The following is a 12,781-nucleotide window of genomic DNA, read 5'->3' on the forward strand; positions in this document are numbered from 1 at the left end:
CCGCAGGCCGGCTCCCCGGCGTCGTTACATGGACGCGAAGACCTTTTCGGCGATGTCCAGGGTGGACTTGATCACCGCGTCATCGTGCGTGGCCGAGACGAAGCCCGCTTCGAAGGCAGACGGCGCGAAATGCACGCCGTGGTCCAGCATGGCGTGGAAAAAGCGATTGAACGCCGCGGTGTCGCAGGCCGAGACTTCAGCGAACGAGGTCGGGACCTTATCGCTGAAGTAGATGCCGAACATGCCGCCCACCGAGTCGGCCGAAAAGGCCAGGCCGGCGGCGCGGGCGCGTTCCTGCAGGCCCTGGGCCAGCTTGGCGGTCTGGGCTGCGAGCTTGTCGTAGAAGCCCGGAGCGGCGATCAGGCGCATCGTGGCCAGGCCCGCGGCCACGGCCACCGGGTTGCCCGACAGCGTGCCGGCCTGGTAGACGCCGCCCAGCGGGGCGATGTTCTTCATGATCTCGGCGCTGCCGCCGAAGGCGCCCACCGGCATGCCGCCGCCGATCACCTTGGCCAGCGTGGTGATGTCGGGCTTGACGCCGGTAAGCCCCTGCACGCCTTGCGGGCCGACGCGGAAGCCGGTCATGACTTCGTCGAAGATCAGCAGCGCGCCGTGCTGCGTGCAGACTTCGCGCAGGCCTTCCAGGAAGCCCGGGGCCGGCTTGATCAGGTTCATGTTGCCGGCGACCGGCTCGACGATGATGCAGGCGATGTCGGCGCCATGCTGGGCGAAAGCCTCGCGCACGGCGTCCAGGTTGTTGTATTCCAGGGTCAGCGTGTGCGAGACGAATTCCGGCGGCACGCCGGCCGAGCTGGGGTTGCCGAAGGTCAGCAGGCCGGAGCCGGCCTTGACCAGCAGGCTGTCCGAATGGCCGTGGTAGCAGCCTTCGAATTTCACGATCTTGGCGCGGCCGGTGGCGCCGCGGGCCAGGCGGATGGCCGTCATGGTCGCTTCCGTGCCCGAGCTGACCAGGCGCACCTGCTCCAGCGAAGGCAGGCGCGAGATCAGCACTTCGGCCAGCTCGATTTCCGCTTCGGTGGGGGCGCCGAAGGACAGGCCGTTGACCGCGGCTTCCTGCACCGCGCGCACCACTTCAGGATGCGAGTGGCCGAGGATGGCGGGGCCCCAGGAACCGACGTAGTCGATGTACTGCTTGTCTTCCGCGTCCCACACATACGGGCCTTGCGCGCGCTTGATGAAGCGCGGCGTGCCGCCCACGGAGCGGAAGGCGCGCACGGGCGAGTTGACGCCGCCGGGGATGCTGCGGCAGGCGCGTTCGAAAAGCTGGGCGTTACTGGACATGGCGTTCAAGGCTTGCGGTTGGGGTTGTCGGAGTACGGCGCGGAGCATGCGGCCGCGGCGGCGCGGATGCTGGGCGCCTCGAATAGCGCGGTGATGACGGCGATGGAGTCGGCCCCGGCCTGCGCCACCAGCGGCGCGTTGTCGGGCGTGATGCCGCCGATGGCGACGACCGCGGGCCGGGGCGCATCGCAGTTGTCCGTCAGGCGGCGCGCTTCGGTCAGGACCGAAAGCGGCGCGCGCACGGTATCGGGTTTGACGGTGGAGGCAAACATGGCGCCGAAGGCGATGTAGTCGGCGCCCGCGGCCAGCAGTTCCTGCGCGCGGCCCAGGTCGTCGTAGCTGGAGCCGCCCAGGATCAGGTCGGGGCCGGCCTCGGCGCGGATGCGCGCCAGGCTTTCGTCCTCGCGGCCGACGTGCGCGCCGTCGGCGCCCACTTCCAGCGCCAGGCGCCAGTCGTCATTGATCAGGAAGACCACGCCCAGTTCGCGGCACAGCGGCGCCAGCGCGCGGGCCTGGGCGGCGCGCACGGCGTCGGGCACGTTCTTGCGGCGCAGCTGCAGCGAGCGCATGCCGCCAGCGGCGGCCTGGCGCACCGCCAGCAGCAGGCGCTCGGTATCGTCCCATTCGGGGGTGACGCCATAGAGGCCAGTGGGGAAGCGCAGCGCTTTCATTGGGAGGGAATCCGGTTGGGAATGCGCCGGCCCATGCCCGGCAGGAAGCTGGCGGCCACTGCCGCGTCGGCGTGCGCCAGTCCCTGGCGCACGGCTTCCGGCATTTCCAGGCCGCGAGCCAGCATGGCCGCAATGGCAGCGGCGGCCACGCCGCCGGCGTCGCCGTTGCGGTCCGGGGGCGCATGCCATGGCAGGATGGAGGTCTGGCCGTTGGGTCCCAGCAGCATGTTGGCGTAGTGGCCGGGCCGCTGCGGGCTGCCCAGGACCAGGACCCATTCCGCGCCCGCCGCCAGCAGGGCGTGCATGGGCGTCGGTGCGTCCCCGATATCAATGTCACCGTCGGCGTGCCACTGCGCCAGGCGCAGGTGCTCGATGATCAGCAGGTCCGTCTGCGGCAGCACCAGCTCCAGGGTGGCGGCCAGCAGGTCGTCGGCATCGTCCTCGTCGGCGGCGTCGGCCGGCGGCTGGGCGCGCTGGCCCAGATGCAGGACCAGCGGCACCTGGCTGTAATCGGCGGCGATCTGCGCCGCGACGCTGGCGGTTTCGGCGGTGTATAGTCCGCCCACCTTGATGGCCTGCACGGACATGTCTTCGAGCAGGCAGCGAGCCTGGTCGTCCAGCAGGTCAGGCGTAACGGGATGGATTTCTTCGATGCCGGCGGTATCCCGCACGGTCAGCGCGGTCACGGCCGCCAGACCATGGCAACCCAGGCTGGCGCAAGTGACGGCGTCTGCCGGCAAGCCGTCGGAGCCCGAGGGATCGAGCGGACCGAAGACCAAAACGAGAGGGGGAGTAACGGGGGCCACTTGGACAGCGTTAGAGTGGAGGGGCGCCCGGACTCATTTGCGGTGAATCAGGGGAACCCCTATTGGGTTTCGGTAAGATTGTCCCCATTCTAATGGAAGCCCCTTACCTTTGCCCTGATGCCGGGCAAGGGCCTGGATTGATGTAAGAGAGAACTATGCGTACTTGGATGTGTTTGATTTGCGGCTGGGTCTATGACGAAGAGGCCGGCCTGCCCGACGAAGGCATTGCGCCCGGCACCCGCTGGGAAGACGTGCCCCCAAACTGGGTCTGTCCTGAATGCGGCGCCCGCAAAGAGGACTTCGAATTGATGGAAATCTGAGGCCTCAGCGCCGACATATTCCGCCAAGGCTCGTAAGATGGGGCTACGCCCCATCCTTCGCAACCGTGGGCCGGACCTGCCGCCAGGCATGATGATTGCTGGGTACGCGCGGCCTCCCCACGGTTCTTTCAGATTACCCATGTAGGGGTTGCCATGACGGAAAAACATCACGAAGACGCCGCGACGCAGGCAGCCAATTTCGCCAACCAATTCCTGATCGCCATGCCCGGCATGGTTGAAGGCAGCCTGGCGGGTTCGGTCATCTATGTCTGCGAACATACTGAACGTGGCGCGCTGGGCCTGGTCATCAACCGGCCCACCGACCTGACGCTGGGCACCCTGTTCGAGCGCATCGACCTGACGCTCGAAATCGGTCCCGTGAAGGACACCCTGGTCTTCTTTGGCGGTCCGGTGCAGACCGACCGCGGTTTCGTGCTGCATGCGCCGGCCGGCGACTACAGCTCCAGCATCAAGCTGGGCGACATGGCGCTGACCACCTCGCGCGACGTGCTGCAGGCCGTGGCCGACGGCAAGGGGCCGGCCCGCATGCTGGTCACGCTGGGCTACGCCGGCTGGGGCGCGGGCCAACTCGAAAGCGAGATGGCGCAGAACGCCTGGCTCAGCGTGGGCGCCGACGACAGCATCATTTTCGACGTGCCCCCCGAGGAACGCTATCCGGCCGCGCTGAAGCTGCTGGGCATCGATCCGGTGATGCTGGCGGGCGATGCCGGACATGCCTGAAGAGACCCTGCTTGCCTTCGATTTTGGCGAGAAGAAGATCGGCATCGCCATTGGCAATACGCTGACGCGCCAGGCGCGTCCGCTGGAAATCATCTTCAGCGAAGTCCGCGAGGCGCGCTTCGGCCGCATCGCGGCGCTGCTGCAGGAGTGGCAGCCCCACCGCGTCGTGGTGGGGCTGGCGCTGGACGCCGACGGCGGCGAACAGCCCGCCACCGCGCGCTGCCGCCGCTTCGCCAACCAACTGCACGGCCGCTTCGGCCTGGCCGTCGAACTGGTCGACGAACGCGGCTCCAGCATGGAGGCGCAGCGCCTGCTCGGCACCCATGCCGCCGATGACGCGATGGCGGCTGCCGTTATCCTGCAACGATACCTGGACACCCTGCCTGCGTCCTGAGGCGCGCGGTCCGGACTGCCTATGCTCAATCCGCAACTCGATCGCCGCGGCGAACTGATACACCTGTTGACCACCGAAGGGCTGCCCCGCCGGCACGTCGAACGGCTGCTGGACGCGGCGCGCGCCTGGGCGGCGCGCGGCGATGCCGCGGGGGCGGCGCCGGCCTGCCCATCGCCCGCGATGCCGGTATTCCTGTGCCTGCCCGACGAGTCCGCGCAGGACCGCGACGCCTACACCGCCGCTGCGCAGCGCTTGTCGCTGTCTGCGGTGGCCCTGGATCCGCAGGCCGGCGCCGCGCTGGCTGCAACCGTCGCGCGCTTGGCCCCGGGCCTGCTGGTGCTGCGCCATGGCGCCAGCGGCGCGGCGCATTGCGCGGCCGCGCATGCGGCGCCAGGCCTGCGCATCCTTAACGCGGGCGACGGCAGCCACGCCGATCCCTTGCCCGCGCTGGCGCTGGTGCAAGCCATGCTCGACGCGCGGCAGGACCTCACCAATCTGGCCGTGACGCTGGTGGGCGACATCCGCCACTCGCGCGTGGCGCGTTCCGTCATCCATGCCATGACCACGCTGGGCGTGCCCGAAGTCCGCGCCGCCGCGCCGCGCACCCTTTTGCCTGACGGACTGCCGCAGCTCGGCGTGCGCGCCTGCGCCACGCTGCGCGAAGGCTTGCAGGATGCGGACGTGGTCATCGCGCTGCCCTTGCATGTGGAAGGGATCAGCGGCGCGCAACTGCCTTCCGCCCGCGAATACGCGCAGGCCTACGGCCTGACGCCGGAGGCCCTGGCCGCGGCCCGCGCCGATGCCCTGTTGCTGCCGGCGGGCGCGCTGACGCCCGGCATCGAGGTCGACGGCGATGTGTCGGCCAGCCTGGCGCCCATCGAGGCGCGGTTGGCGGATATCGAACAGCATTTGCGCCTGGCCGCCATGGAATTGCTGACCGGAGACGCATCGTGAGGCTGCATATCGCCAATGGCCGGCTGATCGATCCCGCCAATGCGATGGACGGACGGCACGACCTCTACATCGCCGACGGCCGCGTCGTCGCCGTAGGCCGCGCGCCCGACGGTTTTCAAGCGGATCGCTCCCTGGACGCAAGCGGGCTGGCGGTGCTGCCGGGCCTGATCGATCTGTCCGCGCGCGTCACGCAACCGGGCGCGGCGGCCTTCGCCGCCGCCGAACTGCGCGCGGCGCTTGCCGGCGGCGTCACCCGGCTGGTGTTGCCGCCGGATCCCGGCGCGCCGCTGGACGAGCCCGGCAAGGCCGAGGCCCTGATGCGCCACGCCGAGGCCGGGCAATGCCGGGTCCATCCGTTGGGCGCGATGACGGTGGGGCTGGCCGGCGAAACGCTGGCCGAGATGGGCCTGCTGGCGCAGGCCGGCTGCCTGGCCTATACGCAGGGCGAGCAGGGCATCGCCGATACGCGCGTGCTGTGGGGCGCGATGCGCTATGCCGGCGGCATGGGCCTGGCGCTGTGGCTGCGTCCGCAGGATCCGTGGCTCGCGCGCGGCGCCGTGGCTGCAAGCGGCGCCTACGCCGAGCGCCTGGGCCTCGAAGGGCTGCCGCCGCAGGCGGAAACCGTGGCGCTGCACACCATTTTCGAATTGCAGCGCGTCACCGGCGCGCGCGTGCACCTGACGCGGCTGTCCTCGGCCGCCGGACTGGAACTTCTGCGCGCCGCCCGGCGCGAGGGCTTGCCGGTCACGGCCGATGTGTCCGTCCACAACCTGCACCTGACCGACGTCGACATCGGCTTCTTCAACACGGACTTCCGCCTGAACCCGCCGCTGCGCGGCCAGCGCGACCGCGACGCGATCCTGGCCGCATTGGCCGACGGCACGGTCGATGCGCTGTGCTCCGATCACAATCCGATCGACGACGCCGCCAAAGCCGTGCCGTTCCCCTTGGCCGAGCCCGGCGCTACCGGGCTGGAGCTGCTGCTGTCCCTGGCCCTGAAGTGGGCGCGCGATCACCGCCGGCCCCTGGCCGAAGCGCTGGCGCGCGTCACTTGCGGCCCCGCCGCGGTGCTGGCCAGCGTTGCGCCACTGGCCGCAGCCGCGGGCCATCTGGGCGTGGGAGCGCCAGCAGACCTGTGCCTGGCCGACCTGGAAGCCGAATGGCTGGTGATGCCCGGCGCGCTGCAAAGCCGCAGCGGCCATACCCCGTTCGCGGGTATGATGCTGCCCGGCCGCGTCCGCGCCACCGTGGTAGGTGGCAGCCTGGCCTGGGAGACTCCGGTTTGAAGCTGCTGCGCTTTGTTCTTAGGCTGTTCCTCGTGGTGCCCTGGATTCTCTTCGGCCTCTTGTGCGTGGGCCTGGTGTATCCCCTGATCGGCCCCAAAGCACGGGCCTGGCTGAATCGCCGCTGGTCGCGCTGCCTGATGGCCTTCTGTGGCCTGCGGGTCGTCCTCAAGGGCGAGCCGCGCCTGACCGGTCCGGTGCTGCTGGTGGCCAATCACGTGTCCTGGATCGACATCTTCGTGTTGAATTCGGCGCGCGCCACCTCCTTCGTCGCCAAGAGCGAAATCCGCAGCTGGCCGATCATCGGTTGGCTGGTGGCCGGCGCCGGCACGCTCTTCATCGAACGCGGCCAGCGGCATGCGGTGCACGCCATGGGTGAATCCATGCATGCCCGCTTCAAGCAGGGCGATGCGGTGGGATTGTTTCCCGAAGGCACGACCAGCGAGGGCTTCGAGCTATTGCCCTTCCACGCCAGCCTGTTCGAACCGGCACGTTCGGCCGCCGTCGAGATCCAACCGGTGGCCTTGCGCTTCCTGCAGCACGGCAAGCGCAGCGGCTATGCGGCGTTCGTGGGAGAGGAGTCCTTGGTCGCGAATCTCTGGCGGGTGCTGGGCGTGACGGGCTTGGCCGTCGAAGTGGTGTTCCTGCCGCCGTTGGCGGCGCGGCACCCGGACGGGAGCCTGCCTACGCGGCTGGAGCTTTCGCATCAGGCCCGGGATGCGATTTTGAGTGTGCTGTAGCTAAGGCTAGAGCGCTTCGTAGGTCGTCCGTCGTCGCGGGCGGCGTGGCGGCTCGCGCCCACGATTGCGGTCCGGAGCGTTCGCTCCGGACTGCCCCGTCGTCATCTTCGTCCAGGCCTTCGGCCTTCCCTTCAGATTCCCTCGGGCGCATCGAGGTTGCGAGCCGCCACGCCGCCCGCGCCGACGGACTACGTGCGTCTTGGCTTGTTGCGCCGCTAGAGCAGTGGTTGGGGGCGTGTCTTGCGGGGCCCGCCCCAGGCCGGCCGCGCGGGCGGCCTTTTGGGGCTTACGCGGTGTCTTGCGTCTGGTGATGACGCTGCGCGCTGGTGGTTGGTGAATTTTGGTACGTAGGGCGCCGAAGCAGGTCGGTAGGCCAACAATCGTCATTTCAACCCCAGTGCCGGATGGGTGGCGCGCGTGACGGTCAGCATGCGCAAGCAGTTCGCCATCGCGCGCCACCCATCACCGCCCATCCCCCATGAGCTGGCGACCATTAGTCAACGGCTCACCGCATTCGCGCAAGCGAACACAATTGAAATTCAAGGAATCACGTATGTCATTCTCGGCCGCCCGCGCGGCCGAGAATGACGGGCAAGCAAAAACTCTCCCCTGACCACGGCTCCAGCAGCGGACCAGGCCAAGACGTTCGTAGCACGTCGGCGGGGACGCCTGAGTGGCGAGCAACCTCGATGCGCCCGACGGAATCCGAAGGAGTCGCCGAAGGCGAGGACGAGGATGAGGATGGGGTAGTCCGGAGCGAAGGCTCCGGACCGCGATCGTGGGCGCTCGCCACTCAGGCGTCCCCGCCGACGGGCGACCTACGAAGCACTACGGCAAGATCAAAAAACCCGCGCAACAGAGAAGATCTGTGCCTGCGGGTCCAAGCACCACGACCGCGTTCTCATTCAGACAACGGATCCTGAAACTGCGAACACTTGACCTGCACCAGCCTCCGATCCTGCAACCGCAAAGCCGTCAGCGACCCGCCCCAAACGCACCCCGTATCCAGGCAGATCACATCCGGCCGTTGCAATAGCCCCAGCGTCGACCAATGGCCGAACACCGTCGTGACATTCCGCGTGGCGCGGTTGGGCACGTCGAACCAGGGCACCAGGCCGGTAGGCCAGGCGCCCGGCGTCACCTTGGTGGCGAATTCCATGTGACCGTTGGGCGTGCACAGGCGGATGCGCGTCAGCGCGTTGATGATGACCCGCATGCGCTTGCCGCCCTTGTGGTCTTCTTTCCACGTGGCAGGCTCGTTGCCATACATCTTTTGCAGCGCCTTCTGCCAGTTCGGTCCGCGCAGGGCGTCCTGGACTTCGCCAGCCAGCGCCAGCGTCTTGGCCACGTCCCATTTGGCCAGCGTGCCGGCGTGGACCAGCAGGTGGTTCTGTTCGAAGTGGGCCAGCGGGCGAAAGCGCAGCCAATTGATCAGGTCGGCCGCGTCCGGCGCGCGCAGGATGCCCTCGAGCGTGTCCGATTTGGACGGCTTGCGCACTCCCGCGGCCGTGGCCAGCAGGTGCAGGTCATGGTTGCCCAGCACCGAGGTCGCGCGGTCGCCCAGGTCGATGATGCGGCGCAGGGTTTCCAGCGACTCGGGGCCGCGGTTGACCAGATCTCCGGCGAACCAGAAGCGCGACTGGGGGTCGCCGACCAGTTCGGGATGGGACAGCAAGCGATCCAGCGGCGAGCAGCAGCCCTGCACGTCGCCGATCATCCAGATACTGCCGTTCATGCGGGACTTTTGCTCCAAGGCCAACGTTGTTGCACGATCCGCGTGATGGTGTGGCGGTACTCCATGTAGCTCATGGCGCCCAACGCCACGATCATGGCGCCGATGTTCGGACCCAGGGCGGTCAGCCAGGCTGGCCATTTGCCCAGCATGCCCACGTTCAGGGCCAGCTGGTTCAGCATGAAGAAGCCCACGCCGAGCAGGATGCCGATGAAGACCTTGGCGCCTACGCCGCCGCGGCGCGTTTGCATCAGGCCGATCGGAGCGGCAATGGTGATCATGACCAGCAGGGTGAACGGATACGCCAGTTTGCGCCACAAGGCGACGACCTGTCGACCATATTGCAGCTGGTTGTTGCGCAAATAATCCACATAGTCCAGCAGCGTGGCGATGGACATGCGTTCAGGTGTCAGCACGCGGGCCAGCAGGCGTTCGGCGCTGAGGGTGGTGTCGATATTGCGCTCGGGGACCTTGACCACGGTGGCGGGCGGGTGCTTGGGCGGACGCGCGTTGGCCAGCGCGTCTGCGGCTTCGTCGTCCAGCCGGGTTTCGGTGACGTCCTTGAGCAGCAGATCGCCGCGGGTGAACAGGCCGGTCGGCGCGGTGGACAGGGCGGACAGCGTCAGGTCTTTCTTGAACTCGTAGAGGGTGACGGAGCTGACCTGGCCGTCGCCCTTGAGTTCGCCGATGTTGATGATGCGGGTGCCGCCGTCGGCGGTGGGTTCCTTGAACCAGTAGCCGCTCTTGAGGCGGTCGCCGCCGGCCTTGCCGCGGAACAGCAGGTTGGCCTCGCCGGATTTGATTTCGGCCCAGGGCGTGACGTACTCGGACAGCAGGGCCGCGCCTATCATCAGCGGAATCGTGACGATCCAGAGCATGCGCAGCAGCTTCATGCCGCTGACGCCGGACACCCGCAGGATGACCAGCTCGTTGCGCTGGGCCAGGCCCGCCAGCGCCAGAATGGCGCCGATCAGCAGGCCGATGGGAAGCAGGTCGTAGAGACGGGTCGGGATCGCCAGCGCCTGCATGTACAGCAGGGCCATCATGGAGAACTTGTCGCCGACGTTGTCCAGATCGTCCACCAGCGCGAAGAACGTGAAAAGGCCCAGCAGGGCCATGAGGACCACTGCGCAAGAGCGATAGATCTCGCGGGCCAGGTAGCGACGTGCGGTACGCATGAAGAAATGGAGGAACGCCTAAACCCGAAAGCTTAACAAATCCCGCCGCCGAGGGTGGGGGCCGGAGCGCCGGATCCGTGTCAGGGAATGTCGACCATCTGCATTCGCCGCGTCAGGACGCCGACCCGGGAGTTCAGGTACCGGGTATTGCGGTGGGCGTCATAGAAGCGCGGGTTGGGCAGCATGGCCGCCAGCCGGGCCGACTGGCTGGCCCCGAGGTTGGCGGCGGAAGTATTGAAATAGTGCTTGGCGGCAGCCTGGGCGCCGAATACGCCTTCGCCCCATTCGGCCACGTTCAGATACAGCTCCAGGATCCGCTCCTTGCTCATGACGTGTTCGATCATGTAGGTCAGGACGAGTTCCTGGCCCTTGCGGATATAGCTGCGGGAACTGGACAGAAACAGGTTCTTGGCCAGCTGCTGGGTGATGGTGGAGCCGCCGCGCATCTTGCTGCGGCCGGCTTCCTGCTGCTTCTGGTTGTATTCCCAGGCCTTGCGGATGGCGTCCCACTCTACGCCGTCGTGCTCGGTGAAGTTGGAGTCCTCGGACGCCACCACCGCGCGCTTGAGGTTGCGGTTGATCTTGTCGTAGGGCACCCATTCGTACTTCAGCTCGAAATCGGGGTTGCCGTCGCTCAGGCGGGAGCGTTCCTCGCGCATGATCGCGCTGCTGCCCGGGGGGCGATAGTTGTACCAAACCACCTGGGCGAACAGCCAGAACTGGTAGAGCAGCACCAGGCACACCAGCGCCATCAGCGCGCCACTGATGATCCGGAACCAGGAGCGGCCCTTGCGCGTCGCCATGCGGTCTATTGCCCGGCCTTGAGGGCCTCGCGCAGCGCGGCCAGCACCGGGGCGGGGTCGGGACGCACGCCATGCCAGATGTAGAAGCTTTCGGCCGCCTGGCCCACCAGCATGCCCAGGCCGTCGGCCGTGAGGGCGGCGCCGTCGGCTTGGGCCTGCTGCATGAAGGCGGTGGGCTGGGCGCCGTACATCATGTCGTAGGCGGCGGCGCCGGGCGCGTAGAGGCCCGGGGGCAGGTCCGGGGCGGCGTTCTGCAGGCCGCTGGCGGTGGCGTTGATGACCAGGTTCCAGCCGCCGGCCAGGGCGGCGTCCGCCAGGCTGCCGCCCGTGACAGCCGTCTGCGGCGACACGCCGCTCTCGTGCCAGGAGGCAGCCAGTTCTTCCGCCTTGGATGCGGTGCGGTTGACGATGTGGATGCGGGCGCAGCCGGCCTCGGCCAGCGGCTGCAGCACGCCGCGCGCTGCGCCGCCCGCGCCGACCAGCAGCACGGACGCCCCGGTGAGGCGCACGCCCAGGCGCAGCAGGTCCGACACCAGGCCCACGCCGTCGGTATTGCAGCCATGCCAGGCGCCGTCGCGCCAGGACAGGGTGTTGACCGCGCCGGCCAGGCGGGCGCGGCTGGACAGGCGGCCGGCGGCCAGGGTGTAGGCGTCCAGCTTGAAGGGCACCGTTACGTTCAGGCCCAGCCCGCCCTCGGCGATGAAGGCGGCGACCGCCTCGGCAAAGCCGTCCACCGGGGCCAGCAGTCGCTCGTAGCGTAGCGGCTTGCCGGTCTGCTCGGCAAACATGGCGTGGATCTGGGGGGAGCGGCTGTGCGCGATGGGGTTGCCGATGACGGCGTATCTGGCGAGAGGGGGCGCCTCGGTCATGGGGCTTGTGTTTCCAGGGTGTCGTTGACGAAATGCCAGGTGCGGGTGATGACCAGCACGTCCGTGTCGCGCGCGATATCGGGCGGGAACGGCGGGAAGGGAGCGGCCAGCTGGACGATGCGGCGGGCCGCCTGGTTCAGCACGGCATGCGGCGAGGGCTGGTCGATCTCGACATTGGCGATGCTGCCGTCGGCGCGCACCGACACCGTGATGCGCAGGGATCCGTAGATGCGGCCGCGGGCCTCGTCCGGGTAATGCTGGGTGCCGACCGTTTCGATGCGGGTGCGCCAGGCGTCCAGGTAGGCGGCGTAGCGCGAGGCCTCGGCGGACGGCGCCACGAATTGCTTGCGCGGTTCGGCGCTGTATTGCTGGACCCGCGCCGCCAGCGCGGCCACCTGGGCGCTCTGGATGACACTGGCCTGGTCCTCGGCGTCGCGGCCGAGGTCGGCGCCGTCGGGCCAGGGGTTGACGGCCTGGCGCTCGGCGCCTGCCTTGTCGGCGGCGCGCAGCTGGGTCATCAGGCGGGTCTGTTCGGCTTCCAATTGCACCTGGCGGCGCCGCATGGCCTCCAGCACGATGGTTTCGGCCGATTCGCCGGTGCGGGGCAGCGGGGTGGTGGACATGCCGCGCTCGGCGTTGCCGCCGCCAGTCATCTGGTTCTGGGCCTGCGCGCGCGGCGTTTCCGGTGGCGTTTCGCTGCGGGCATTGAGCAGCACGACTTCCAGGCTGGTGACTGGCGGGCGCGAGAGCGCGGGCGCGCCGAAGCGCCACGCCAGGGCGCCGGCGTGCACCAACAGCGATATCGCGATGCCGATGCGCAGGTAATGCTGGGCGGGTGCGCCCAGCCACCGCAGGTAACGGCTCAGCGAGGAGGAGGAATCAGCGAGGCGTTGCACCTGCGCATTGTAGAGCGAGTCCAGGTCCGCCGGGCGCCCGTGGCGGTTCACACGGAAAGCCTAGGCCTGACGTGCGTAAGCCCTGGCCCCGG

Annotated in this window: 15 protein-coding genes; 7 read left to right on the top strand and 8 right to left on the bottom strand. The window is 68.5% G+C overall.

The genetic code is table 11. The features are described from left to right. Nucleotides 1-24 precede the first annotated feature (24 nt). The 3 genes from hemL to NGK62_RS14275 are packed head-to-tail and all read right to left on the bottom strand — an operon-like array spanning nucleotide 25 to nucleotide 2,779. Complete coding sequence (gene hemL, locus NGK62_RS14265) at nucleotides 25-1,302, bottom strand: glutamate-1-semialdehyde 2,1-aminomutase (RefSeq protein ID WP_059377579.1); 1,278 nt, start codon at nucleotides 1,300-1,302, stop codon at nucleotides 25-27. 5 nt (nucleotides 1,303-1,307) lie between these two features. Continuing rightward, nucleotides 1,308-1,973, bottom strand: coding sequence for a thiamine phosphate synthase (thiE, locus tag NGK62_RS14270; protein WP_059377580.1), 666 nt, complete (start codon nucleotides 1,971-1,973; stop codon nucleotides 1,308-1,310). Continuing rightward, nucleotides 1,970-2,779, bottom strand: a complete 810-nt coding sequence (locus tag NGK62_RS14275) for a bifunctional hydroxymethylpyrimidine kinase/phosphomethylpyrimidine kinase (protein ID WP_118933643.1) — start codon at nucleotides 2,777-2,779, stop codon at nucleotides 1,970-1,972. The genes thiE and NGK62_RS14275 overlap by 4 nt, the downstream gene beginning before the upstream one ends. Before the next feature lie 155 nt (nucleotides 2,780-2,934). Here NGK62_RS14275 and NGK62_RS14280 point away from each other — a divergent pair, with 155 nt between their 5' ends. From NGK62_RS14280 to NGK62_RS14310, 7 genes are all read left to right on the top strand, one after another. Further along, the gene (locus NGK62_RS14280) at nucleotides 2,935-3,099 is read left to right on the top strand and encodes a rubredoxin (protein WP_003814980.1); all 165 of its coding nucleotides are present in this window, start codon (nucleotides 2,935-2,937) and stop codon (nucleotides 3,097-3,099) included. A gap of 153 nt (nucleotides 3,100-3,252) precedes the next feature. Next, nucleotides 3,253-3,840 carry a YqgE/AlgH family protein gene (locus NGK62_RS14285; RefSeq protein ID WP_088138214.1) on the top strand — a complete coding sequence of 196 codons (588 nt, stop codon included), beginning with the start codon at nucleotides 3,253-3,255 and terminating at the stop codon, nucleotides 3,838-3,840. Beyond that, entirely contained in the window at nucleotides 3,833-4,234 is a 402-nt protein-coding gene (gene ruvX, locus NGK62_RS14290; protein ID WP_059377673.1) for a Holliday junction resolvase RuvX, read from the top strand. Before NGK62_RS14285 ends, ruvX begins: the two co-directional genes overlap by 8 nt. Before the next feature lie 21 nt (nucleotides 4,235-4,255). Further along, complete coding sequence (locus tag NGK62_RS14295) at nucleotides 4,256-5,188, top strand: aspartate carbamoyltransferase (RefSeq protein WP_251878794.1); 933 nt, start codon at nucleotides 4,256-4,258, stop codon at nucleotides 5,186-5,188. Beyond that, complete coding sequence (locus tag NGK62_RS14300; protein ID WP_251878796.1) at nucleotides 5,185-6,474, top strand: dihydroorotase; 1,290 nt, start codon at nucleotides 5,185-5,187, stop codon at nucleotides 6,472-6,474. The genes NGK62_RS14295 and NGK62_RS14300 overlap by 4 nt, the downstream gene beginning before the upstream one ends. Further along, on the top strand, nucleotides 6,471-7,211 hold the full coding sequence (locus tag NGK62_RS14305) for a lysophospholipid acyltransferase family protein (protein ID WP_059377587.1): 741 nt from the start codon (nucleotides 6,471-6,473) through the stop codon (nucleotides 7,209-7,211). Before NGK62_RS14300 ends, NGK62_RS14305 begins: the two co-directional genes overlap by 4 nt. Nucleotides 7,212-7,640: 429 nt before the next feature. Then, nucleotides 7,641-7,799, top strand: a complete 159-nt coding sequence (locus NGK62_RS14310; RefSeq protein ID WP_251878798.1) for a hypothetical protein — start codon at nucleotides 7,641-7,643, stop codon at nucleotides 7,797-7,799. Between the two features lie 313 nt (nucleotides 7,800-8,112). Here NGK62_RS14310 and NGK62_RS14315 read toward each other — a convergent pair whose 3' ends face one another. From NGK62_RS14315 to NGK62_RS14335, 5 genes are all read right to left on the bottom strand, one after another. After that, nucleotides 8,113-8,946, bottom strand: coding sequence for a symmetrical bis(5'-nucleosyl)-tetraphosphatase (locus NGK62_RS14315; RefSeq protein ID WP_059374024.1), 834 nt, complete (start codon nucleotides 8,944-8,946; stop codon nucleotides 8,113-8,115). Then, nucleotides 8,943-10,121, bottom strand: a complete 1,179-nt coding sequence (gene lptG / locus NGK62_RS14320; protein ID WP_059374023.1) for an LPS export ABC transporter permease LptG — start codon at nucleotides 10,119-10,121, stop codon at nucleotides 8,943-8,945. The genes NGK62_RS14315 and lptG overlap by 4 nt, the downstream gene beginning before the upstream one ends. 80 nt (nucleotides 10,122-10,201) lie before the next feature. Then, complete coding sequence (gene mtgA / locus NGK62_RS14325; RefSeq protein WP_054458994.1) at nucleotides 10,202-10,924, bottom strand: monofunctional biosynthetic peptidoglycan transglycosylase; 723 nt, start codon at nucleotides 10,922-10,924, stop codon at nucleotides 10,202-10,204. A 5-nt stretch (nucleotides 10,925-10,929) separates the two neighbouring features. After that, nucleotides 10,930-11,793 carry a shikimate dehydrogenase gene (aroE, locus tag NGK62_RS14330; RefSeq protein WP_251878800.1) on the bottom strand — a complete coding sequence of 288 codons (864 nt, stop codon included), beginning with the start codon at nucleotides 11,791-11,793 and terminating at the stop codon, nucleotides 10,930-10,932. Then, nucleotides 11,790-12,689 carry a TonB family protein gene (locus NGK62_RS14335; RefSeq protein ID WP_118935099.1) on the bottom strand — a complete coding sequence of 300 codons (900 nt, stop codon included), beginning with the start codon at nucleotides 12,687-12,689 and terminating at the stop codon, nucleotides 11,790-11,792. The genes aroE and NGK62_RS14335 overlap by 4 nt, the downstream gene beginning before the upstream one ends. Nucleotides 12,690-12,781 lie beyond the last annotated feature (92 nt).

The organism is Achromobacter sp. Marseille-Q4954, from assembly GCF_943737025.1.
GTDB classification, from domain to species: Bacteria; Pseudomonadota; Gammaproteobacteria; order Burkholderiales; family Burkholderiaceae_B; genus Achromobacter; species Achromobacter bronchisepticus_A.

Coding starts and splice junctions, on each gene's coding strand:
- hemL (WP_059377579.1), bottom strand. CDS start 1,302: ATGTCCAGTAACGCCCAGCTTTTCGAACGCGCCTGCCGCAGCATCCCC.
- thiE (WP_059377580.1), bottom strand. CDS start 1,973: ATGAAAGCGCTGCGCTTCCCCACTGGCCTCTATGGCGTCACCCCCGAA.
- NGK62_RS14280 (WP_003814980.1), top strand. CDS start 2,935: ATGCGTACTTGGATGTGTTTGATTTGCGGCTGGGTCTATGACGAAGAG.
- NGK62_RS14285 (WP_088138214.1), top strand. CDS start 3,253: ATGACGGAAAAACATCACGAAGACGCCGCGACGCAGGCAGCCAATTTC.
- ruvX (WP_059377673.1), top strand. CDS start 3,833: ATGCCTGAAGAGACCCTGCTTGCCTTCGATTTTGGCGAGAAGAAGATC.
- NGK62_RS14295 (WP_251878794.1), top strand. CDS start 4,256: ATGCTCAATCCGCAACTCGATCGCCGCGGCGAACTGATACACCTGTTG.
- NGK62_RS14310 (WP_251878798.1), top strand. CDS start 7,641: ATGCGCAAGCAGTTCGCCATCGCGCGCCACCCATCACCGCCCATCCCC.
- NGK62_RS14315 (WP_059374024.1), bottom strand. CDS start 8,946: ATGAACGGCAGTATCTGGATGATCGGCGACGTGCAGGGCTGCTGCTCG.
- lptG (WP_059374023.1), bottom strand. CDS start 10,121: ATGCGTACCGCACGTCGCTACCTGGCCCGCGAGATCTATCGCTCTTGC.
- mtgA (WP_054458994.1), bottom strand. CDS start 10,924: ATGGCGACGCGCAAGGGCCGCTCCTGGTTCCGGATCATCAGTGGCGCG.
- aroE (WP_251878800.1), bottom strand. CDS start 11,793: ATGACCGAGGCGCCCCCTCTCGCCAGATACGCCGTCATCGGCAACCCC.